Origin of the sequence: Microbacterium sp. H1-D42 (genome assembly GCF_022637555.1) — a bacterium.
Classification (GTDB): Bacteria; Actinomycetota; Actinomycetes; order Actinomycetales; family Microbacteriaceae; genus Microbacterium.
Window position 1 is genome coordinate 715,278 of the sequence record NZ_CP093342.1, and the last position, 22,314, is coordinate 737,591.

The following is a 22,314-nucleotide window of genomic DNA, read 5'->3' on the forward strand; positions in this document are numbered from 1 at the left end:
ACGATCCGAGATCGGTGATTCGACAGTAGTCGAGCGCGGGATCGCCGTGGACGAGGCCAGACGGTGACAGCGGCAGCTGCCGGATCTCCTTGGCGGTTCCATTGACGCGGAGCGCGGGCGGGCGTCAGATGGTCTCATGCTCTCAGATCATGCCGACACACTGCTTGCCCTGCACCGCGGAGAGGGGTTCGTCATCCCCAACGCGTGGGATGCCGGATCGGCGCGCATCCTCGCGCAGGCCGGGTTCCCCGCGATCGCCACCACCAGCGCGGGGATCGCCTGGTCGCACGGCCTGCCCGACGGCGGCCGATTGAGCGCCGAGCGGATGCTCGAGCACATCGGAGAGATCGTCGCAGCGGTCGATGTGCCGGTGAGCGCGGACCTCGAGGACGGGTTCGGCGATTCGCCGGACGCCGTCGCGCGCACGGTCGGCTTGGCGATGCAGCTCGGGGCGGTGGGGGCCAACATCGAGGATGTCGCAGGCGGTCGCCTGATCGACGTCGAGCTCGCGGTGGACAAGCTGGTCGCTGTGCGCGAGGCCGCCCCGCGCGGTGCGTTCGTGATCAACGCGCGCACCGACCCGTACTTCGCATCCCGCTCGGCCGTCGACGACCCCTTCGCAGAGACCGTGTCGCGCGCGTTGCGATACGTGGACGCGGGTGCGGACTGCGTGTTCATCCCGGGGGTCGACGATGCCGACAGCATCCGCCGACTCGCATCAGAGATCCCCGTCCCGATCAACATCGTCGCGGGTCTGACCCCGACGCGCATCGACGCACCGATGCTGTTCTCGCTCGGTGTCGCGAGGGTCAGCATCGGCGGCGCGCTCGCCAGGGCGGCGCTGGCCTTCGTCGACCGCGCGGGACGCGAACTGCGTGAGACGGGCACCCTCGGCTTCCTTGACGAGGCGATGGCCTACGCCGACGTGCAGCGGCGATTCGGTTGACGTCGGTGGGTGGTCAGGATGTGAGCCGGCGCGCGTATGCGATGTAGCTCGCCGCGATGTCGGCAGGCGTGAGCGGGCCGGCGGGGGAGTACCACTGCGAGATGCCTGTGCTCATCGTCGCCAGCGCGCGGGCGAGCTGCCGTGCGTCGTCGACGGTGAACACGCCCTGATCGACGCCGCGCTGCAGGATGTCGACCAGCATCCGCTCCTGCGCGTCGCGCGCCGCGATGTGATGGTCGCGTTCGGTCGGGTCGAGACTGCGCAGTTCAGTGGATGCCAGCAGCGCGAGCTCCCGGCGGTGCGCGTGGAACAGCGCGAGGCACTCGATGTGCAGATCGAGCTGGGCGCCGGCGTCGTCGCCTGCCTCGGTCAGCGCGCCCAGGCTGCGCTCTCTCAGCTCGATCATCGCGGCATCCATGATGGCGACGATCAGCGCCTGCTTCGACGCGAAGTGGTGGTAGAGCCCCGGCACCGACATCCCCGCAGCCGCAGCGAGCATGCGCGTCGTCGTGCCGTGGTAGCCGCGGGCGACGAAGGTCTGCGTGGCCGAGCGCAGCAGCGGCGAAAGCGGGTCGCCACTGAAGTCGCGCCAGTCGGGCGGGCTGTCCTCGGTCGCACTCATGATGGCATACTAGCGTTACCGAGCGCTCGCTCGGTGGATCAGAACGGACTGACATGACCGACAACGACGTCGACGCCCTTCGCCTCACCGGACGCACAGCCCTGGTCACCGGCGCGAGCCGCGGGATCGGACTCGCCGTCGCGCACCGTCTCGTAGCCGAGGGCGCGCGCGTATGCCTCACCGCCCGCCGAGAGGAGGGACTGGTGGATGCTGCCGCGGGCTTCCCAGAGGGATCGGTCATCCACGTCGCAGGCAAGAGCGACGACCCCGCGCACCGCGCGGAGACGCTGGACCGGATCGAGACGGAGTTCGGCGGTCTCGACATCCTGGTCAACAACGCCGGAATCAACCCGCTCTACGGGCCGCTGATCGACCTCGACCTCGGCGGGGCGCGCAAGCTCGTCGAGGTGAACGTGCTCGGAACGCTCGCCTGGACCCAGGAGGTCTATCACCGTGCGGGCCTCGACTTCGTCGGCCGTCGTGGCACGATCGTCAACGTCGCCTCGGTGACCGGCTACACGCCGTCCGAGGGCATCGGCATGTACGGGGTGACGAAAGCCGCGATCATCCATCTCACCCGCACGCTCGCCGTCGAACTCGGACCCGACATCCGCGTCAACGCCGTCGCGCCCGCGGTGGTGAAGACCCAATTCGCCCGCGCGCTGTACGAGGGCAAGGAGGACGGGGTCGCCGCAGCCTATCCGCTGGGCAGACTCGGCGTGCCCGAGGATATCGCCGGAGCCGTCGCCTACTTCGCCTCGGCCGACGCTGCGTGGGTCACGGGGCAGACGCTGACCCTTGACGGCGGACTTCTCGCCGCAGGAGGTGCGGCGTGAGTGCGCTGCCTGCCGAGGTGGAAGAGCTGCGGCTGCGCACCCGCGCGTTCATCCGCGACGTGGTCATCCCTGCCGAGCCCGCGCCGGGAGAGCGGCTGACTGAGGAGAAGCGGCGCGCGCTGGTCGCCGCCGCGAAGGATGCCGGCGTCTTCGCGCCGCTGGTATCGCCGGAGTTCGGCGGACACGGGCTGCCGATCGAGCACTGGTCGCCGATTCTGCAGGAGGCCGGCTACTCGCCGATCGGTCCGGCGGTGCTCGGCTGCATGGCGCCAGATGAGGGCAACATGCACATGCTCGGCCTGATCGCCACGGATGCCCAGAAGCAGCGCTACCTCGCGCCGCTCGCTGCCGGCGAGGTGCGATCCTGCTTCGCGATGACCGAACCGCACCCCGGTGCGGGCTCCGACCCGGCGGCGCTGCTCACCGCGGCCACACGCGTCGACGGCGGGTGGGTGATCAACGGGCACAAGAGATTCATCAGCGGAGCCGAGGTCGCAGCCTTCGCGATCGCGATGGCGCGCACCGAGGCCATCGATGGGCACCCCGCTGGCGCGACGATGCTGCTTGTCGAGATGGACAATCCGGGCATCCGCATCGGAGAGCAGATCCACGCCACCGACCGGGTGATCGCCGGCGGGCATCCGCACGTGCACTTCGAGGACTGCTTCGTCGCCGACGATGCCGTCCTCGGCGCGCCAGGCGAGGGTTTCCGCTATGCGCAGGTGCGCCTCGGGCCCGCCCGCCTCACGCACTGCATGCGCTGGCTGGGACTGGCACGGCGCTCGGTCGATCTGGCGCTCGACCGAGCGAACTCCCGCGAGATCTTCGGAGCGCGCATCGCCGAACTCGGCATCGCGCAGGAGATGCTCGCGCAGTCGGTGATCGACATCGAGACCTCGGATGCCATCATCGCCAAGACGGCGGCGCTGCTGGAATCCGATCCGCGAGCGGGAGCTGCGATGTCATCCATCGCGAAGGTGCACTGCTCTGAGGCGATCTTCCGCGTGATCGACCGTGCGATCCAGCTGTGCGGCGGAGACGGCGTCACCGACAGCCTGCCGCTGGTGTCGTACATGAACGAAGTGCGCCCGTTCCGCATCTACGACGGCTCGAACGAGACGCACAAGTGGGCGATCTCGCGTCGCGCAGCCTCGCGACGTCGCAAGGACGTCGATGCGGGTGCTCCCCGGCTCGACGACGTGTCGTGAGCGCGGGGATGCGCACCGAGCCGGACGGTGTGGAGGTCGTCGCGCGGCGATCGGATGCTGCCGCGCTGGCGCGCCCGCCGCTGCTGGTGATCGAATCGCTCGAGGCGTTCCTGGACGCACGCGGGCTGGGGTCTGGGCCGATCGCCTGGCAGCGCATCGGCGACGGGCAGTCGAACGTCACCTACCTGCTGCGCCGCGGGGAGACGCAGTGCGTGCTGCGGCGCGGACCGCGGCCACCGCTGCCGCGGTCGACGCACGACATGCTGCGCGAGTCGCGCATCCAGCAGCTCGTGGGTAGGGCGGGCATCGCGGTGCCCGAGATCCTCGCCGTCTGCGAGGACGATTCCGTGCTGGGGGTGCCGTTCTACCTGATGGGCTACCTCGACGGGGTGGTCATCACCGAGGATGAGCCCGCTGCGCTCGCCGCGGCGCAGATGCGGCGTGCGACGGCGTTCACGGCGGTCGACCAGCTGGTGCAGCTGCACGCTCTCGACGTCACAAGCGGCGGACTGGAGGTGATCGGCCGACCGGACGGCTACCTCGCGCGGCAGGTGAAGACCTTCTCGGGGTTGTGGGAGCAGGTGACCACGCGTGCCGTCCCTGCCGTCACTGACGCGGGCCGCTGGCTCGCCGAGAATATCCCCGTCAGTCAGCGCGCAGCGCTCGTGCACGGTGACTACCGCATCGGCAACCTCATGTTCGCGCACGGTGCCCCGCCGCGCGTGCTGGCGATCCTGGACTGGGAGATGGCGACGCTCGGGGATCCGCTCGCCGACCTCGGCTACTTCCTGGCAACCTACGGGCAGGACGGCACCGCGGCGACCCCGCTCGAGTTGACGCCGGTCACGCGTCTCGAGGGCTACCCGACGCGTGCAGAGCTGGCAGAGCGCTACGCCGCGGCGACCGGATTCGATCTCACCGACCTGCGCTGGTACCAGGCACTCGCGATGTGGAAGGCCGCGGTCTTCTGCGAGGCGATCTACACGCGCTGGCTGAACGGCGAGCGCCCCGGCGACGAGTTCGCCCCGACGCTGTTGGACGGCGTGCCCGCTCTCGCCGAGGAGGCGCTGCGCTTCATCGAGGGGCGCCCCGGTCGTTGAGCGGGCGGAGCGAATCGAAACGGGCTGAGCGAGCGCAGCGAGACGAAGTGTCGAAGCACCGATACCCGGAGCCCGCTGGTACGTGGCGGGGAGTCGAATGCTCGTTCTGGAGGGCTCGTGAGCGTCCTTTGGCTCCCGGGCCGCGTGGTCGGAGAGTTGGACGGAACCCGGTCTCGAAGTTCGTTCAAAAAGTTTCTCTGATCAGCCGGATTCTGCCTGTCAATGTCGGTGGCCCCGTGTTGAATAGAGTTATGAACAGCACCGCAGCTCTCCTGGATCGGGTCGTCGCCGACCTCGATCAGGTGCTCGGTGCGGATGCGTTCGCGGCGTTGTCCGATGCGGAACGACTGGTGGTGCTGAGTCGGGCCGGGGACGCTCTGCGGCGGGTGGAGGCTGTGGTCGTCGAGACGGTGGCGTCCTCGGATCCGGTGGGGCTTCCGAATGGTGTCGGATGCCGGAGCATGAACGAACTGCTCCAGCGCACCCTGCGTGTGGATTCCCGTGCGGCGGCGCAGATCGTGAAGGCCAGCAGGGCCGTGCACCGCGAGACGGACCTCACCTCCGGAGCGCCGCTCCCGGCGCGGTGGCCGGCGCTGAGGCAGGCGATGCTCGACGGGGCGATCGGGGTGACCGGGCTGCTCGCCGTGACCGGGCCGGTCGAGGCCGCCGGAGACCGGATCGGTGCGGCGGATCGGTGGAAGGCCGACGCGGTGCTCGCGGAGGTGGTGCGCGGGTACGCGGCCACGGATGACGTCGATGCTGAGGATGTCGATGCGGCACCGCCGGCGACGCCGGAGGACGTGAAGGCCATCGCGCACGCGATCGCACTGCGACTGGACCCCGACGGCGCGGAACCCACAGAGCAGCGGGCGATGACGCGTCGGTTCCTGTTGATCGGGCGGATGCAGGATGGCGTCTACCCGCTGCGGGGGAACCTGCTGCCCGAAACCTACGCGCAGTTGCAGTTGCTACTGGATGCGCAGCTGAACCCGAAGACCGACGGCCCACCCGCTCCGGAAGGTGTGAGGTTCCACCCCGTCGATGACGAGGGTGATGGGGTGGAGGGGGACGAGTTCAACAGTGACTCGCGGAGCGTGCTGGACACGCGCACGCGCGGGCAGAAGCAGCACGACGCCCTCACCGCAGCCCTGGGCATCGCCGCCCGGCATGCGGATATGCCGTCGCTGGGCGGGGCGGCTCCCACGCTGGTGGTGCATCTGGACTTCGCCGACAGCTCCTGGGCGAGTATCCCCGGCATCGATGCCCCGGTGCACGCGGCTGTTGCCCGGCACACGGGGTGCACGGGTGCGATTCAGCGGGTGTTCACCGAGCAGGGCCGGATCGTGGGGATGACGGTCACCGACCGGATCTTCACCGTCTACCAGCGCCGGGCGATCACGCTCCGTGACAAGGAGTGTCTGATCCCGGGCTGTCATGTGCCGGCGTCGTGGTGTGAGATTCACCACGTCACCGAATGGGCCAACGGTGGACCGATCAGCACCGACAACGGCGTCCCGCTGTGCTGGTGGCACCACCGCTCCCTGGACTACTCCGGATGGGAGATCCGCATGAACCACGGACTCCCCGAAATCCGCGGACCCGCATGGTGGGACCCCGAACACCGCTGGCGCACCCCACGCCTCTCCCTCTCCGACTTCGCGTACACGTAGCCGTTCCTGCCCGGGTTCGGCGGGCGCTGACGTCCGTCGTCGCTTCGACCCGCTGCGCTCGCTCACTGCACCGCTCTTCGCCGCCCTCCTTGCTCAGCAACCGGGAGGGGTCCTCCGCTCCGGTTCCTGAGCGAGCGCCCTTTGACAGACTCAGAGGCCCGGCCGCTGAGCCTCGTCAGTCCCGCCCGACGATGAAGCTCGCCACCGTGGCCACGCTGCCGCCGAAGTTCAGGGTCGCGACGTCCTTCGCCCCCTCGACCTGGATCTCGCCTGCCGTTCCGCCGGCCTGGCGGCGCGCGTCATTCAGCATCCGCACTCCTGTCGCACCCACCGGGTGTCCGCCCGAGAGCAGCCCGCCCGAGGGGTTCACCGGGATCGATCCGCCCATCTCCATGCGGCCGTCCTCGATGGCCTTCCAGCCCTCGCCGGGCGCGGTGATGCCGAGGTGGTCGATGGCCATGTAGCCGCTGATCGAGAAGCAGTCGTGCAACTCGATGGCCGAGAGCTGCTCTGGACCGCTGATGCCGGCACGGGTGTACGCATCAGTGATGGTCGCGCGCAGGTGCGGAAACAGGTACTCGCTGTCTACCGAGGCGCGCAGCTTCTCATCCAGCGCCATGGTCGACGTGTGGTGGCCCCAGCCCTTGATCCGCGGCGGCAGCCCGTCATGCCCACGCCGAGCAGCCCAGCGCTCGGCGAAGTCGTGGCTGGCCAGGATCACCGCACTGGACCCATCGCTGATGCGCCCGCAGTCGCTCTTGCGCAGCGACCCCTGCACGAGCGGATTCGCCTCGTCATCAGCTGCGTACGAGGCCACGGTCTCGACCCAGTCGCGAGTCTGCGCGAGCGGGTTGCGACGGGCGTTCTCACGGCTGTTCTGCACGAGCCGGCCGAGGTGCTCGGTGGTCATGCTGCCGTAGCGGCGGTGGATCTCATCGGCGATGCGGTCGAAGGCGGTCGGCCAGGCGAGCTGACCGAGGTCCTCGCGGGAGCGCCAGCTCGCGCAGCCGAGGTTGTCGGCGGCGACGGTGCCCGGCACGTTGCGCATCTGCTCGACGCCGACGGCCAGCACGACGTCGTAGAACCCGGCCTCGATGTCGGCCATCGCGCCGAGTGCGGCCATGCTGCCCGAAGCGCACGCCGCCTCATGGCGGGAGGAGGGCAGATCACGCCACTCATGTGTCACCGCTGGCACCATCGCCCCCAGGTGCGATTGCCCGGTGAAGAACTCGCTGGAGTGGTTGCCGACATGGGCGCGCTGCACCTCTGAGGCGTTGATGCCGGCATCCGCCACGGCACCGAGCGAGGCCTCTCGGATCAGCTCGAAGATGCCGTCGCCGATGCCTTCGGCGGCGACGTTGCGCCGGAAATCGGTCTGGGCACCGCCCAGCAGGTACACGCCTCTACTGCTCATGTTCACTCCTTCTGAAATCCGGTCACGCCTCACGCGAACGACTCGATGACGACCGCCGTCGCGAGACCCAGCGCAGCCGGGATCGCGACCAGGCCGTAGCCGCCGCCCTTGCGGCGCAGCTGGTCGAGTGCGTTGGCGATGAGAACGCCGCCGCAGGCGCCGAGCGGATGCCCGACAGCGATGGCCCCGCCGTGCGCGTTCACGATGTCGGGCGAGACGCCCAGCTCGCGGGTCAGCAGCAGCGGTGTGACCGAGAACGATTCGTTGACCTCGATGACCGACAGGTCACGCGCGCTGATGCCGGCGCGATCGAGGGCCCTGCGGGCGGCCGGTGCCGTGGCCTCCAGGCCCGGTGAGCGCACAGCGGCCTGACCCCAGCCGAGCACCTGACCGCTGGGATCCTGCCCTGCCGCCCCCGTCTCGGAGGCCAGCACGATGGCGGCGGCCGCATCCGAGAACTGCGGGGCGGTGCCGACGGTGTGCAGCCCGCGGTCCGCACCGCGGACGATGCCCAGGTGACGCTCGACGCGCTCCCACAGCGGGTCGTCCGCGAACAGCGGCGGGAGCGCCGCCAGCGCCTCGATGGTCGTATCGGGCCGAGCGCCCTCGTCGTGGGCGAGCTCGGCGCCAGAGGGTGTGGTCACGGCGATCGATGACTCCCACGCGGGTGCCGCGCTCGCGAGCAGCTGCGACCGCAGGCCGTACTCGTCGAGCTCGGCGCGTGAGAAGCCGGCGCGGAAGGCGGCCGCATCCGCCGACACCCCGATCGAGACGAAGCCGGTGATCTCGCCCTCGGTCGGGTCGAGCGCGAACGTGGGCCGGTCGGCCAGCATCGGCACGCGTGACATGGATTCGACGCCGGCCGCCACGACGACGTCCGCCCCGCCGGAGCGCACCTGCGCTGCGGCCGATGCGACAGCATCCAATCCCGATCCGCACAGCCGCGACACCACACCGGCGGGAACGGTGTCCCAGCCGGCGTGGATCGCAGCCACTCGCCCCACGTCTCCGCCCTGATCCCCGACGACCGTGCTCACGCCGACGACCAGGTCGTCGATGCGCTCGGGTGACAGCCCGCGCGAGCCGAGCTCGCGCAGCACGACGGCCAGCAGCTCGGCGGGCGAGAGCCCGGCCAGCGTGCCGCCATCACGGCGCACCCGCGCGCGGGGCGTGCGAGCGGCGTCGAGGATCAGGGCGCGGTTCATGCGGTCGCCTCGACCAGCGCCTTGCGCAGCTCGGTCTTGACGACCTTGCCGACAGGGTTGCGCGGCAGCACGTCGATCACGCGCAGCTTCTCAGGCAGCTTGTACGAGGCGATGTGCTGGTCGCGCAGGAACGCGACGAGCTCGGGCAGCTCCAGCGTCTGCTCGGGGTGCAGCGCGACGAACGCCGCGACCTTCTCGCCCAGCGTCTCGTCCTCGTCGCCGACGACGGCGACATCAGCGACCGACGGGTGCCGCATGATCAGCGTCTCGAGCTCGACAGGGGCGATGTTCATGCCGCCGCGGATGATGATGTCCTTCGCGCGATCTACGTAGCGCACGTACTCGCCGTTGTCGCCCGCGATCTCGAAGATGTCGCCGGTCTTCAGGTAGCCCTGGTCATCGAACGGGTTCCGCAGGGTTTCGGCGTTCAGGTAGCGCGCGAACAGCTGCGGGCCGCTGATGTGCAGCTCGCCAGGCACGCCGGGCTCGGTGATCTCCTCGTCGGTCTCGAGATCGTAGATCTTGACGTCAGCCCACTTCGAGAGCTCCATCGACCACTCCCTGCCCTCTGCCCCGTAGCGGGGGAAGAACCGCGCGCGGTCATCCGGGTCGGGCAGATCCACGCTGCTCGAGAGCAGACCGACGCCTTCGTTGGAGCCGAAGAAGTTGATGATCGGGATGTTGAAGCGCTCCTGCCATCCGCGCACCATCGCCGGGTTCAGCGGAGCGGAGCCCGAGCCGATCCGCGTGAGGCTGGTGAGGTCGATCTTGCTCAGCAGGTCCTCGTTGTGCAGAAGCATCGACAGCAGCGCCGGCGGCGCCAGCGTGTAGGTGACGCGCTCGCGGGCGATCTGTCCGAAGAACGTCGGTGCATCGAACGGGTGGTGCTGCACGAGCACGCAGCCAGTGCGCACCCACGGCAGCAGCATGGCGCAGATGCCGGCCATGTTGATCATCGGGAAGGCGTTCAGGATGACGTCGTCCTCGGTGGTGTCCGAGGCGTCCTGGCAGACCTTGCTGAAGACCAGCCAGTCGTAGTGCGCGCGCATGATGCCCTTCGGCACCCCCTCGGTGCCTGAGGTCCAGCAGATGGTCACGCAGTCGTTGGGGTCGTTCGGGTTCGCGGCGCGGTAGGCGGCCGCAGCGGCCTCGTCCGCCTCGGTGGCCGCGGCGGGGAAGAGATGCGTCACCCCGGTGCTGTCCTCGCAGAGGGCGTCCTCGGCCAGTCCGTAGCTGAAGATCTCGCGGACGGTCGGCAGCTGATCGCGCAGTCGCGCGAAATCGTCGGCCGGGTGACGCTCGCCGAACGCGCGGGCGGCGATCACCCAGTTGAACTCGGCAGCGTTGCCCATCGTGGTGATCTCGTGGTCGCGGTACTGCATCGCCAGCGGCGTGGCCGTCGCCCCGAGAGCGAACACGGCGATGAGCGCTTCGGTGAGTTCGATGCCGTTGGCGAGCTGGATGCCGACCGTGTCGCCACGGCTCACTCCGGCCTCGGCGAGACGCGCGATGAGCGCAGTCACTTCGCTGCCGACCTCGCTCCAGCTCAGGCGCCGAGCGGCACCGCCAGCGAGGGCGGCGCGGTTGGCCGGGTCGACGATCGCCAGGGCGTCACCGCGGCGCGCGACAGTGTCGCGGAACATGCCGTCGATGGTCTCTGGTGTCCACTGGCCGTCCGCCACAAGGCGGTCGACGCGGGACTGCGGGTGCAGGTTCAGGCGGCTTTCGGACATCGGGTTCCTTAATGGTCGGGTTCGCACCGACTGCTCCGTCGGTGCGAACTCTGTGTGTGTGTGAGGCGGGTGTTCGGTCGGGTGGATCAGGACAGCTGGTCGGCGCGCACCCACGTGGCGTGGAAGCCGGCGGGAACGGAGGTGGGCAGCAGGATGCGGGCGACGGGACCAGCGGCCAGATCATCGGCCGCGAGCACGAGGATCTCACCTCGGCCCTCGATCTCATCGTTCACGAATGTGACGAGGTATCCGTCACTGTCGTGCTTCGAGGCGTCGCGCGGCGCGAACGGGCTCTCGGAGCCCCAGCGGCCAGCGCCGAACTGGTAGCTCTCCTTCTCGCCGGTGGTCGAGTCGTAGCGCACGATGCCGTCGAACAGCAGCGTCGGCTCGTTGGCCAGACTCATGTTGTACGAGTAGCGGTGCGGCACGCCCACGATGCGCTGATCCATGCTGGGGAACTCGATGTTCTGGTCGTCGATGGGGCGCTCGGTGGTCTGCCCGGTGACGAGGTCGAACTCGTAGCGGTACAGCTGCGCGTCCAGGCGCATGTACGCCAGCATGTTCGCCAGCGGGTGATCGAAGGTGGACTGGTGTTGCGGGTTCTTCACCCGGCACACCTCCATGATGATCTTCGAGCCCTCTTCCCACGAGTTGACCACGTGGTAGATGTAGCAGGGCTTCGCCTCGAACCAGCGCACGTCGGCTCCGGTTCCGTAGCGCGGCAGCACCGCGAAGCGCGAGACCAGCGACTTGTCGTAGTAGATGCGGTACTTGCCGTTGCGCCTGGCCTCCTGGTCCTGCACGAGCGGCAGGTCCATCAGCACCGTGTAGTTCTCGGTCATGGCCATGTCGTGCGGCAGACGGGGGCCAGGCAGGTCGACCTGGGTGAGGTGGGTCTGCGTGCCGTCGGCGCCGATGATGCCGTAGCGCATGTAGTTCACGTCGGGGCCGTAGTCGAACCACAGCAGCTCTCCGGTGCGCTCGTCGGCCTTCGGGTGGGCCATCATGTCGCCGGCGAAAGTTCCGAGGAAGTCCTGTGCGCCAAGAGTCTCGAGCGACAGCGGGTCGACGGCGTACGGGTCGCCGCACAGGTACCAGGTGGCCAGCACCTGGCCGCGGTGGAAGATCAGGTCGGTGTTGGCGGAGTCCTTGATGCCGAGGCCGTGCCCGTTGCCGAACGGGTTGTCCTTGGGATCCTCCATCAGGCCCTTCCACAGCGACTTTCCTGCTGCGGACTCCTCGTGGAATGCCTTGGTGCGCACCCAGCGGTTGCGGTATCGCACCTTGCCGCCGTCGAAGTGCACCGCATGGATCATGCCGTCGCCGTCGAACATGTGGTACCTGCCCGGTGCCTCGAAGCGGCGGTTCGGCCCGTTGCGCAGGTACACGCCGTTGAGGTCCTTTGGCACTTCGCCGATGACCTCGAGGTCCTCGAGGGACAGCTCGTTCTGCACCGGGGCGTACACGCCGAGCAGGTACGGGTTGTCGATCGAGTTGTCGGCGCCGACGGCGCGAGCGACGGCGATCGGCTGGTCGGGGGTGTGCGTGGACATGTGGGTGACCTCGGGTTTCAGTCGTGCGACGGGCGCAGCGGACGGCGGGACTGGACGACGCGGAAGCGTCCGGTGACGAACGAGTCGTCGGTGAGCGTGGCGGTGCCTGCGGGGTTGAGTCCCGAGACGTGGAAGTCGCTGAAGGCGGCGGAGAAGTTGATCGGCATGGCGCCGGTGACGTTGATCGTCAGCGCCGCGCCGGCGGTCGCGAAGGCGTCTTCGGTGTCGGCGATCAGCGACTCGTCCGTTGAGTACAGGAATGCCGTGATGGCGCCGTACTTACGGGCATCCGACGCCGCGCGCCGCAGGCCGGTGCGCGCATCCGGCACCCGGATCAGGAACATGACGGGGCCGAAGCACTCCTGCGCGAACAGGTCGTGCTGCTCTGGGGTGACCCGCGCGATCAGCGGTGTGGTCGTGCGTGCGTCAGGGAAACCAGGGGCCTCCCACGCCTGCGGTGCGCGCAGCACAGTGGCGCGGTCGCGCAACGCGTTCGCGAGTGCGTCGAGTTCGCGCAGCGTGTTCTGGGACTGGATCGTGCCGAGCACCGCCGCCGCGCGGCGCGGGCTCGCCGAGACGGCTTCGATGGCGGTGAGGATGCCCGTCTCCACCTCTTCGGCGGTGAGCAGTCCGTCGGGTGTGTGCACGCCGGCATCCGGGATGTAGATGTTCTGCGGTGCGGTGCACATCTGGGCGGAGAACAGCGAGAGCGCTCCGGCGATCGCGCGCATCTCGTTCAGCGGGTCGGTGAACGAGTCGATCACGATGGAGTTGATGCCGGCGGTCTCGGTGTACACCCGCGCCTGGTGGGCGTTCTGCTCGACCCACGATCCGTAGCGCGGCGACCCGGTGAAGTCGACGATGCGCACGCCGGAGTGAGTGGCCAGCACTGAGGTGATCGGCTCGACAGCGCTGTCGACGGCGAGCTGCACGAGGTCAGGGTCGCATCCCACCTCGCTGAGGGTCTCGCGCATGACTGTCACCGCGAGCGCCATCTGCAGGACCGACGACGGGTGCGGCTTGAGGATGACGGCGTTGCCGGTCATCAAGTTGGCGAACACCGACGGGTAGACGTTCCAGGCCGGAAAGCTCGCGCAGGCGACCACCAGCGCCGTGCCGAGCGGCACGATCCGGTAGTTCTTCTCGAGCGAGACGACGTCGTCGCCGAAGCGCTGCTCCCACGTTGCCGAGGTGGGGATGCGCGAGAGGATCTGCCACGCGGCGGCGATGGCCTCGAGTCCCCGATCGAGGGCGTTGGTGCCGCTGCCGGACTGGCTCATTCCGCGTCCCTGGCCGGTGGTGTGCATGGCCGCCAGCCCGAGCACGACGTTGTCGGCGAACAGGCGCTCGACCATCTCGATGCTGACGGCCGCACGCTCATCGATCGACAGCGCGGTCCACGCCGGGCGGGCCGCATCGGCACAGGCGACTGCGTCTTCGGCACCCACCCGCGGGTAGCTGATGCCGAGCGGCTCGCGCGTCCATGGCGAGGTCTCGTCGTCCTGCCTGGTCTCGACTCCGGCCTGTCCGGCCACACCGCATGTCGAGCCGAGCAACGCGTCGAATGCCGCGCTGGCGTCATCACCACGCAGGCCGGAGGGCTCGCGCCCGGTGAACGCGCTGTAGGCGGCGCGGCTGTTCAGCGCGCGCACGGCAGCGTCGAGCCGGTCGCTGTGGCGCGTGACCAGCTCGGTCCGGGTGAGCGCCGTCGCCGCTGCGGTGTCGGTCGAAAGTGCTGTCGTCATCGTCATCGAGAACTCCTCTGGCAAGTACCATAAGCGAAGTCAGGGGCTACGGCAAGCCGTTTTCTCCGGCCAGCCTTCAGAGCATCAGCTGCGTGCACCGGAACAGCGCGATGCGTAGCCCGTCTTCGTCGAAGACCTCGGCGTCCCACACCTGGGTGCGTCGTCCGCCGTGCGCGAGCGTCGCCACGGTGCGCACGTGGCCGGACCGTGCGGTGCCGAGATAGGAGGTCTTCTGCTCGAGCGTCGTGAAGCCGGATGTCCCCTCGGGGAGCGACAGTCGGCATCCGAGTCCGCAGGCCGTGTCGGCGAGTGCCACGACGGACGCCGCGTGCAGGTACCCGTTCGGGGCGAGCACGGCCGGCGTCACCGCCATCTCGGCCTCGATGCGTCCCTCGCCGATGGCGGTCACAGTGATGCCGAGCATGCCGGGCAGGCGGCCGGCGCCGAGCTCGGTCAGCTGCTCTGGCGTCGCATCAGTCGGTGTCGGGCGCGGTGCGCGGTCGTCAGTCATCCTGCACCTCCAGCGCGATCGCGATGCCCTGTCCGACGCCGATGCACGCGGTCATGATCCCAAGTCCGCCGCCGCGCTCGCGCACGGCGTGGGCGCAGTCGATCAGTGCGCGGGTCGCCGAGGCGCCGAGTGGATGCCCGAGTGCGATCGCCCCGCCATGCGGGTTGACCTGCACGTGTGCCGGCGGCTGCAGCTGCTGCAGGCAGGCGAGCACCACGGCGGAGAATGCCTCGTTGATCTCGAGCACGGCGACATCGGCGAGCGTGCGATCCAGGCGCTGCAGCAGCTTCCGCGTCGCGGCCACCGGTGCCAGCGCGAAGCGCTCCGGCTCGACGCCCACGACAGTCGAGCCGACGATCTGGGCGAGTGGCGGAGTGCCCGTCTCGACCAGGCGGCGTCCGGAAGCGACGAGCGTCGCGGCCGCACCGTCGCTGAGGGGCGAGGAGTTGCCAGCAGTGACGGCGCCCGCAGTCGAGAACGCGGGGGAGAGGGCCGCCAGCGCGTCCGCACTCGTGCCGGGTCGGATGCACTCGTCGCGCTCGAGGCCCTCCACTGCGAGCACGCGGCCGTCGTGGAATCCGGCATCCCACGCGGCGGCGGCGCGCTGGTGCGAGCGCAGCGCCCACGCGTCCTGCGCCGTACGGTCGAGGCCGAGCTCTTCGGCGATCAGCTCGGCCGAGCGGCCGAGTGACTCCACCCACGGTGCGGGGAATGCCGGATTGATCATGCGCCAGCCGACGGTGGTCGGCACGAGTTCCGGTCGCACCGGCAGTCGGTCATCAATCGGGGCGAGCACGTGCGGGGCGCGGCTCATGCTCTCGACGCCGCCGGCGATCACCAGGTCGGCATCGCCCGAGCGGATCGCACGCGAGGCCTGCACGATGCTCTCGGCACCCGAGCCGCACAGTCGGTTGACCGTCGTCCCGGGGGTCGACACCGGCAGCCCCGCCAGCAGTGCGGCCATGCGCGCCACGTTGCGGTTGTCCTCGCCGGCGCCGTTCGCATCGCCGAGGATCACATCATCCAGCCCGCCGGCGACGAGATCGGCGTTGCGCTGCGCGAGCGCACGCATCGGGATCGCGGCCAGGTCGTCGGTGCGGATGCGTGAGAGAGCGCCGCGGAACCTGCCGAATGGCGTGCGCACCGTGTCGACCAGGTACGCGTGATCCTCGCCTGCAGACGTCATCGTCATGCTGTTCGCCCTTTCTCAAACTTCGTTTATAGTACCTGTTGTGAACACAGTGGTCACCACAGTGGTGTGGGATGGATGTCGGACGATCGGCGATGTCGTCGACGCCGCCGCACGCCTGCACACACGCCGTGTCGCCGTCCGCGACGCGCAGGGTGAGCTCACGTTCGCCGAGCTGCGCTCGCGCGCGCACCGGCTGGCCGATTCGCTGCTGCGCGCAGGGCTGCTCCCTGGCGACCGTGTGCTCGAGGCCGTCCCGAACAGCACCGATGTCATCGTCACCGATCTGGCCCTCGCTCTGGCGGGCCTCGTGCGGGTGCCGCTGAACCCGCGACTCGGCTCGAGGGAGTGGCGCGCGATCGCGTCCGACAGCGGTGCCCGCGCGCTCATCGTCGACGACCGCATTCGCGGCGCCGACGGGGAGCGGATCACGCACGAGCTGCGCACCGAGACCACCGTGCGGGTGGATGCCGGGGAGCTTGATGCCCTGGTCGCCGCCGGATCGGTCGACGCGCGACTGCCGACCTCAAGCCCCGACGATCTCATCGGCCTGGCGTACTCCTCCGGCACCACCGGCACGCCCAAGGGTGCAAGGCGCACGCACCGGATGCGGCTCGCCTCGATGCGGGCGATGCTGCGCGACGTCCTCGCCCCCACCGGCGACGTCGACGCGTACCTGCACGCAGGTCCCGCCATCCACACCAGCGGGCTGTTCGTCCTGCCGATGCTGGCGCTCGGCGCCGTGCAGGTGATGGCGCAGCATCCGACGCCTTCTGCGATCGCTGCGACGATCGCGGCCGAGCACATCACGCATCTCGCCATCGTCCCCAGCGTCATCGACGCCCTCACGCGGCTGCCGCAGGCAGAGCGCTCGGCTTTTGCGGGGGTGCGGATGCTGGCCTACGCCGGCGCCCCGATGGCGCCGGTGCTCATCCGGCGCGCGGCCGAGCTGCTCACCGATCGGCTCGTGCAGTACTACGGGCTCGTCGAGGCTATGCCGCCGCTGACCGTGCTCACCATCGATGACCATCGCCGGGGTCTGCGCGGCGCACCGCGCCTTCTGACCTCAGCCGGACATGTGGTGCCAGGTGTCCGCATCGAGATCCTCGGCGGCGAGAGCATCGGCGAGGTCGCCGTGAGCGGGCCGATGGTCACCGCGGGCTACTGGAACGCCGCCGAGCGCACCGACCTCGGCAAGGCCGTTCAAGGCGGGGCGCTGCTCACCGGAGACATCGGCACGCTCGAGGGCGACGTCCTCTGGCTCACCGATCGGCGCAGCGACATGCTGATCAGCGGTGGGTACAACGTGTATCCGAGCGAGGTCGAGGTCGCAGTGGCATCGTCTGCGGGCATCCGAAGTGTCGCGGTTGTCGGGCTTCCCGACGAACGGTGGGGACAGCGCATCGCGCTCGCCTACACGACCGCCGGCGGCGACGATCTCAGCGACGCCCAGCAGCGCGAGCTGGGCGACCGCCTCGCGCACCTGGCCAGGCACAAGCGTCCCAAGGTGTGCCGGCACCTCTCCGAACTCCCCCTCGGCGCAACAGGCAAGGTCGACCGCCGCGCCGTGGTCTCCCGACTTCTCGAACTGCAGGCCACCGAGGCTGCACCCGCTGATGAAAGGCCCGTGACGCAATGACACCCTCCGACCTCCTGGCGCGTCTTCGACTCCCCGTTGTCGCAGCCCCGATGTTCCTCGCCTCCGGCCCCGAGCTGGTGATCGCCGCCAGTCGTGCCGGCATCGTCGGGTCGTTCCCGACGCCGAACTGCCGCACCGTCGAGCAGCTCGATGACTGGCTGACGCAGATCACGACGGCGCTGGATGCCGAACCGGAGGCTGCGCCGTGGGCGCTGAACCTCATCACCCACTCGACCAACGCCCGACTGGGTGACGACCTCGAGATGGTCGCGAAGCACCAGCCGCCGGTCGTCATCACGGCGCTCGGCTCGCCGAAACCGGTCATCGAGACGGTGCATGCGTACGGTGGCATCGTGCTCGCCGACGTCGTCTCGCTGAAGCTCGCGCGAAAGGCGGCGGATGCCGGCGCCGACGGCCTGGTGTGCGTCTCGACCGGTGCCGGCGGACACACCGGCCACCTCTCGCCGCTCTCGTTCATCGCCGCCGTGCGGGCGTCGTTCGACGGCCTCGTGTGCGTCGGTGGCGGGATCGCCACCGGTGCGGGCATCGCCGGTGCGGTCGCCGCCGGTGCGGATCTCGTCTACATGGGCACCCGCTTCCTCGCTACTCCCGAGAGCATCGCCATCGAGGAGCACAAGCAGATGGTGGTCGACAGCGGCATCGACGACCTGGTCGTCTCGGCGGCGGTCACAGGCACCCCGGCGTCGTGGCTGCGTCCGTCGCTGGAGGCCGTCGGCATCGATCCGTCGAGTGCCGGCGCGATCGACCGCAACTACTCGTCGGAGATGTCGAACATCCGCCGCTGGAAGGACACCTGGGCGGCAGGGCAGGGGCTCGACAACATCAACGCGATCGAGACGACCGCCGAGATCGTCGACCGGCTGGAAGTCGAGTACGACGCGGCCTGGCAGCGCGCCGGCCGCGCGCTGAATGTCGGGCCGCCGGATCCGCTGAGACCGTGGTGCGCTGAGTAGGCTGACGAGGTGGCCGCAGACGAGGGCTCCCAGGGGAGCGCGATCGGGACGGCGCTTCTGGCGCTGGGTGATCGCTGGAACCTGCTGATCCTGCAGCGCGCCTTCGTCCTGCACACCCGACGCTTCGGCGACTGGCGTGACCAGCTGGGACTCAGCGAGTCGACGCTCGCCGCCCGGCTGAAAGAGATGGTCGCCGCCGGCCTGTTCGAGCGGGTGCCGTACGACGACAACGGCCGCAGTCGCGACGAATACCGGATGACCCCCCGCGCTCTGGAGCTGTGGAACCTGCTGCTGGCGATCTGGGGCTGGGAGCAGACCGCGCTGGCCGCGGTGGAGGATGCCCCGGTGCTGATGCATGACGTGTGCGGCGGTGCGCTGAACCCGGTGCTCGGCTGCGGGGTGTGCGGCACCGCCGGCATCACCGCCCGTGACACGAGAGCCGAGCGCGGAGCGCAGGCCGAGTTCGCGCGGATCAGCGTGCCGCGGCTGCATCGCCGTGCGCAGGAGCCGAGCGGCCCGATCGACCCGATGTCGTACTACCCCGAGACCATGGCGATCCTCGGTGATCGGTGGAGCACGGCGATCCTCGCGGCTGCCTTCCTCGGCATCCGCCGGTTCAACGCGTTCAAGGCTGAGCTGGGCATCGCGCAGTCGATCCTCTCGGACCGGCTGCGCCGATTCGTCGCCGAGGGCGTGCTGCACGAGCCTGACGAGGCGGGGGAGTACCGACTGACGTCGAAGGGCATGGCGTTCTTCCCTGTCTACGCGGTGCTGGTCGACTGGGCGCAGCGCTGGTACGGCGGCGATGCCGCCGATGAACTCACCATCAGCCACGTCGCCTGCGGCAACCGCCTGCAGCCCGTGCTGCTGTGCTCGGAATGCGGAGGGCAGCTGACGCGCAAGTCGGTGCACTTCGACTTGCGAGGGTCGGCGTGATCCCACTCAGCGAGGCGCAGCATCGGGCTGCGACCTCTGGTGAGATGCCGCAGCCCGAGAGCATTCGCGATGGGCTGTGGTCGGTGCCCATGCCGATGCCGGGTGCGCGTCTGGCCTACAACCTCGCCGCGGTCTGCATCGCGCCGAGTGGTGCTGTCAGCGTCGTCGACCCAGGGTGGGAGGCGCCGGGTTCGGCGGATCTGCTCGACGCCTTCCTGCAGACGCGGGGAGCCCGCATCGAGGACGTGCAGAACATCATCGTCACGCACGCGCATCCCGATCACATCGGCTCGGCCGAGAGCCTGCGGCAGCGCAGCGGCGCACAGGTCGTGATGCATCGGCGCGAACAGCAGTCGATCGACGTCGGCGCCACCGGCACGCTGGGACTGAGCGAGCGGATGCGGGAATGGGGCGTCGCAGAGTCGATGACCTCGGTGCTGGTGGAGCGGATGCATGCGGCCGAGCTCGCCGGCGGTGCGCTGGCGCACGCCGATCTTCTCGTCGACGACGGCGACCTGCTGCCCGTCGAAGGGCTCGAGTGGAGGGTGCTGCACACGCCGGGGCACACCCCAGGGCACATCTGCCTCGTCGACGCCGAACACGAGCTGATCCTCACCGGAGACCACGTGCTGCCGATGGTGTTCCCCGGCGTCGGTCTCGGCGCGGATCTGGGCACGAACGCGCCCGACGACTACCTGCGGTCGCTGCGACGGCTGGCGCCTTTCGACGATTTCGAGGTCGTCCCCGGTCACGGTTACCGGTTCCGCGGGCTTCGCGAGCGGCGGTCGGATGCTGCCGCGCACGCGCTGCAGCGCGCGCAGGAGGTCGAGAAGGTGCTGCGCGAAGACCCGGGGGCGAGCACCTGGGATGTCGCATCGCGGCTCACCTGGAAGGGCGGGTGGGCGCGCGTGAGCTCGGGATGGATGCTGTACTCAGGGCTCGTGCAGACGTCGATGTACCGCGAGTTCGTGGCGTCGGACGGCATCGCGCGGCACACCCACGCGTAAGCTCGAACGTTATGGCAATAGGCGCGATGATCCACACGTTCGATGTGCAGCTGGCCGACGTCGATCGCGGGGTCTACGACGAGCTCACGCTGCGGCTCGCACGGCACCCGTCCGAGACCGACGCCTACATGCTCACCCGTCTGCTGGCCTACTGCCTCGAATTCGAGGAGGGCATCGCCTTCACCGAGGGCGTCGCCGCCACCGACGAGCCGGCCGTGCTCGTGCGCGATCTCACCGGTCGCGTGACCGCATGGATCGAGGTGGGAGCGCCGGACGCCACCCGCCTGCACTACGGCAGCAAGCTCGCCGACCGCACCACGATCTACACCTACCGCGAGCCCACGAAGGTGCTCGCGCAGTGGGCGGGCAAGACCATTCACGACGCGGATGCCATCGTGCTGCACAGCTTCGATCCTGGTTTCCTCGATGACGCCGCGGCAGCGCTCGCGCGCCGCAACACCATGACGCTCTCGCGCACCGAGGGGCAGCTGTACCTCGAGCTGAACGGCACGCCCCTGAGCTCAGCCGTGCACGACTTCCCAATCCAGTAGTCGGAGCCAGAACTGGTGGTCGTTCGGGCTCACGGGGTCGCGGCGACCGTGGCATCCGATTCGGCGGTCTCGACGGGATTGCGGCGAATGCCGATCCACGACACGACGCCGCCAGTCGCGAACAGCGCGGCGGTGACCACGGCGGCGCTGTGGAAGCCGTCGAGGTCGAGCATGCCGCCGACGATCGTCGAGAGCATCGCCACCACGATCAGGCCGGCCACGCGCGAGATCGCGTTGTTCACCGCCGAGGCGATGCCGGAGTGGTCGGCGTCGATCGCGCCCAGGATCGCCGAGGTCAGTGGGGCGACGGTGAGCGAGAGTCCGAGGCCGAGCACGATCATCGCCGGCAGCACCTGCCACCAGTAGCTGAAGTCCTCGTCGACCGTGAGCAGCAGCATGGCCCCGACGGCCATCAGCAGCGGACCGACCGTCATGAACAGGCGCGGCCCGAGCCGTCCCGCCAGCCCTCCGACGCGCGAGCTGAGCAGGATCATCAGGATGGTGATCGGCAGGCTCGCGAGCCCTGCCGCGGTCGCGCTGAGGCCGGCGCCCTGCTGCAGGTACACGCTGACGACGAACCCGTTCAGTGACAGCGCCGCGTAGACGAACAGCGTCGCCAGGTTGCCCCAGCCGAAATTGCGCACGCGGAACAGCGAGAGCGGCATCATCGGCGCGGCCTCGGTGCGCTGGCGCAGCAGGAACAGCGCGAACAGGACCACACCGCCGACCGCGGGGATCCAGATGGCCGGTGATCCCCACCCCAGATCGGGCTGTTCGATCAGTGCGAAGACGACGGCGCCGAGGCCCACCGCGCACAGTGCTCCGCTGAGCCAGTCCACCCGGCCGCCGCGGGGATGCTCGGGCAGATGCAGCCGGCCGAGCAGCACCAAGGTCACCGCGATCGGTATGACGTTGATCAGGAAGACGAAGCGCCAGGACAGGAAGTCGACGAACAGCCCTCCCATCAGCGGGCCGACGACCATCGCACCGGTCGTGAAGGCGGTCCAGATGCCGATGGCACTTGATTGCAGCTCTCCGCGCATGGTCGCGGTGATGAGGGCAAGCGAGCTCGGCACCAGCAGCGCTCCCGCCGCCCCCTGTGCGGCGCGCGAGATGATGAGGGTCAGCGGGTCGAGCGCCGCGGCCACCGCGACCGACGAGATGCCGAAGGCAATCAGGCCGATCCGCATGATGAGCACCCGGCCGTACGCATCCGAGAGCGAGCCCGCGAGCAGGATCAGCGCGCTGAGGGTGATGAGATAGGCATCCACCGCCCACTGCTGCGTCGTGATGCCGCCGCCGAGATCCGCGCTGATCGCGGGCAGGGCGACGGTGACCACGGTTCCGTCCAGGAACGTGACGAACGAGGCGATGATCGCGATCGTGACGACCAGTCGCTGCAGCGGCGCGAACGAAGGCACAGCCTGAGACTACTCCCGGCCATCGACGCGGGGGCCGCACGGGCGTAGCCTGGC

General features: G+C 69.4%; 19 protein-coding genes. 10 read left to right on the forward strand and 9 right to left on the reverse strand.

Annotated elements, in window-relative coordinates; translation table 11 throughout:
• Positions 1–136 precede the first annotated feature (136 nt).
• On the forward strand, positions 137–946 hold the full coding sequence (locus tag MNR00_RS03265; RefSeq protein WP_241927747.1) for an isocitrate lyase/phosphoenolpyruvate mutase family protein: 810 nt from the start codon (positions 137–139) through the stop codon (positions 944–946).
• Positions 947–959: 13 nt separating this feature from the next.
• On the opposite strand, the gene MNR00_RS03270 is transcribed toward MNR00_RS03265, so the two are convergent.
• Positions 960–1,568: a TetR/AcrR family transcriptional regulator gene (locus MNR00_RS03270; RefSeq protein ID WP_241927748.1), complete on the reverse strand. Its 609-nt coding sequence runs from the start codon at positions 1,566–1,568 to the stop codon at positions 960–962.
• Positions 1,569–1,621: 53 nt separating this feature from the next.
• On the opposite strand from MNR00_RS03270, the gene MNR00_RS03275 reads away from it, so the two are divergent.
• The 4 genes from MNR00_RS03275 to MNR00_RS03290 all read left to right on the forward strand — a co-directional run bounded on the left by MNR00_RS03275 (position 1,622) and on the right by MNR00_RS03290 (position 6,382).
• Positions 1,622–2,404 (forward strand): SDR family oxidoreductase, encoded by a 783-nt coding sequence (locus MNR00_RS03275; RefSeq protein WP_241927749.1) that lies wholly within the window; start codon positions 1,622–1,624, stop codon positions 2,402–2,404.
• A complete protein-coding gene (locus tag MNR00_RS03280) occupies positions 2,401–3,612 on the forward strand; it encodes an acyl-CoA dehydrogenase family protein (protein ID WP_241927750.1) in 1,212 nt (403 codons plus the stop codon). The genes MNR00_RS03275 and MNR00_RS03280 overlap by 4 nt, the downstream gene beginning before the upstream one ends.
• Positions 3,609–4,712 carry a phosphotransferase family protein gene (locus tag MNR00_RS03285; RefSeq protein WP_241927751.1) on the forward strand — a complete coding sequence of 368 codons (1,104 nt, stop codon included), beginning with the start codon at positions 3,609–3,611 and terminating at the stop codon, positions 4,710–4,712. Before MNR00_RS03280 ends, MNR00_RS03285 begins: the two co-directional genes overlap by 4 nt.
• A 251-nt stretch (positions 4,713–4,963) precedes the next feature.
• On the forward strand, positions 4,964–6,382 hold the full coding sequence (locus tag MNR00_RS03290) for an HNH endonuclease signature motif containing protein (RefSeq protein WP_241927752.1): 1,419 nt from the start codon (positions 4,964–4,966) through the stop codon (positions 6,380–6,382).
• Positions 6,383–6,557: 175 nt separating this feature from the next.
• On the opposite strand, the gene MNR00_RS03295 is transcribed toward MNR00_RS03290, so the two are convergent.
• From MNR00_RS03295 to MNR00_RS03325, 7 genes are all read right to left on the reverse strand, one after another.
• On the reverse strand, positions 6,558–7,796 hold the full coding sequence (locus MNR00_RS03295) for an acetyl-CoA acetyltransferase (protein WP_241927753.1): 1,239 nt from the start codon (positions 7,794–7,796) through the stop codon (positions 6,558–6,560).
• Positions 7,797–7,825: 29 nt separating this feature from the next.
• The gene (locus tag MNR00_RS03300; protein WP_241927754.1) at positions 7,826–9,001 is read right to left on the reverse strand and encodes a thiolase family protein; all 1,176 of its coding nucleotides are present in this window, start codon (positions 8,999–9,001) and stop codon (positions 7,826–7,828) included.
• Positions 8,998–10,734: a class I adenylate-forming enzyme family protein gene (locus MNR00_RS03305; protein WP_241927755.1), complete on the reverse strand. Its 1,737-nt coding sequence runs from the start codon at positions 10,732–10,734 to the stop codon at positions 8,998–9,000. The genes MNR00_RS03300 and MNR00_RS03305 overlap by 4 nt, the downstream gene beginning before the upstream one ends.
• A gap of 86 nt (positions 10,735–10,820) precedes the next feature.
• Positions 10,821–12,287: a carotenoid oxygenase family protein gene (locus MNR00_RS03310; RefSeq protein WP_241927756.1), complete on the reverse strand. Its 1,467-nt coding sequence runs from the start codon at positions 12,285–12,287 to the stop codon at positions 10,821–10,823.
• A 17-nt stretch (positions 12,288–12,304) separates the two neighbouring features.
• Positions 12,305–14,038 carry an aldehyde dehydrogenase family protein gene (locus MNR00_RS03315; protein WP_241927757.1) on the reverse strand — a complete coding sequence of 578 codons (1,734 nt, stop codon included), beginning with the start codon at positions 14,036–14,038 and terminating at the stop codon, positions 12,305–12,307.
• 70 nt (positions 14,039–14,108) lie between these two features.
• Complete coding sequence (locus MNR00_RS03320) at positions 14,109–14,543, reverse strand: PaaI family thioesterase (RefSeq protein WP_241927758.1); 435 nt, start codon at positions 14,541–14,543, stop codon at positions 14,109–14,111.
• Positions 14,536–15,735 (reverse strand): thiolase family protein, encoded by a 1,200-nt coding sequence (locus MNR00_RS03325; protein WP_347271924.1) that lies wholly within the window; start codon positions 15,733–15,735, stop codon positions 14,536–14,538. The genes MNR00_RS03320 and MNR00_RS03325 overlap by 8 nt, the downstream gene beginning before the upstream one ends.
• Positions 15,736–15,775: 40 nt before the next feature.
• On the opposite strand from MNR00_RS03325, the gene MNR00_RS03330 reads away from it, so the two are divergent.
• From MNR00_RS03330 to MNR00_RS03350, 5 genes are read left to right on the forward strand one after another with little or no spacing between them, the layout of a single operon-like run.
• A complete protein-coding gene (locus MNR00_RS03330; protein ID WP_241927759.1) occupies positions 15,776–17,371 on the forward strand; it encodes an AMP-binding protein in 1,596 nt (531 codons plus the stop codon).
• The gene (locus tag MNR00_RS03335; RefSeq protein WP_241927760.1) at positions 17,368–18,345 is read left to right on the forward strand and encodes a nitronate monooxygenase; all 978 of its coding nucleotides are present in this window, start codon (positions 17,368–17,370) and stop codon (positions 18,343–18,345) included. The genes MNR00_RS03330 and MNR00_RS03335 overlap by 4 nt, the downstream gene beginning before the upstream one ends.
• A 9-nt stretch (positions 18,346–18,354) precedes the next feature.
• Entirely contained in the window at positions 18,355–19,281 is a 927-nt protein-coding gene (locus MNR00_RS03340) for a helix-turn-helix domain-containing protein (protein ID WP_241927761.1), read from the forward strand.
• Positions 19,278–20,288: an MBL fold metallo-hydrolase gene (locus tag MNR00_RS03345; RefSeq protein WP_241927762.1), complete on the forward strand. Its 1,011-nt coding sequence runs from the start codon at positions 19,278–19,280 to the stop codon at positions 20,286–20,288. The genes MNR00_RS03340 and MNR00_RS03345 overlap by 4 nt, the downstream gene beginning before the upstream one ends.
• Positions 20,289–20,299: 11 nt before the next feature.
• A complete protein-coding gene (locus MNR00_RS03350; RefSeq protein WP_241927763.1) occupies positions 20,300–20,839 on the forward strand; it encodes a YaeQ family protein in 540 nt (179 codons plus the stop codon).
• A gap of 29 nt (positions 20,840–20,868) precedes the next feature.
• Here the strand turns inward: MNR00_RS03350 and MNR00_RS03355 are convergent, their stop codons facing one another.
• Positions 20,869–22,260, reverse strand: a complete 1,392-nt coding sequence (locus tag MNR00_RS03355; RefSeq protein WP_241927764.1) for an MFS transporter — start codon at positions 22,258–22,260, stop codon at positions 20,869–20,871.
• Positions 22,261–22,314 lie beyond the last annotated feature (54 nt).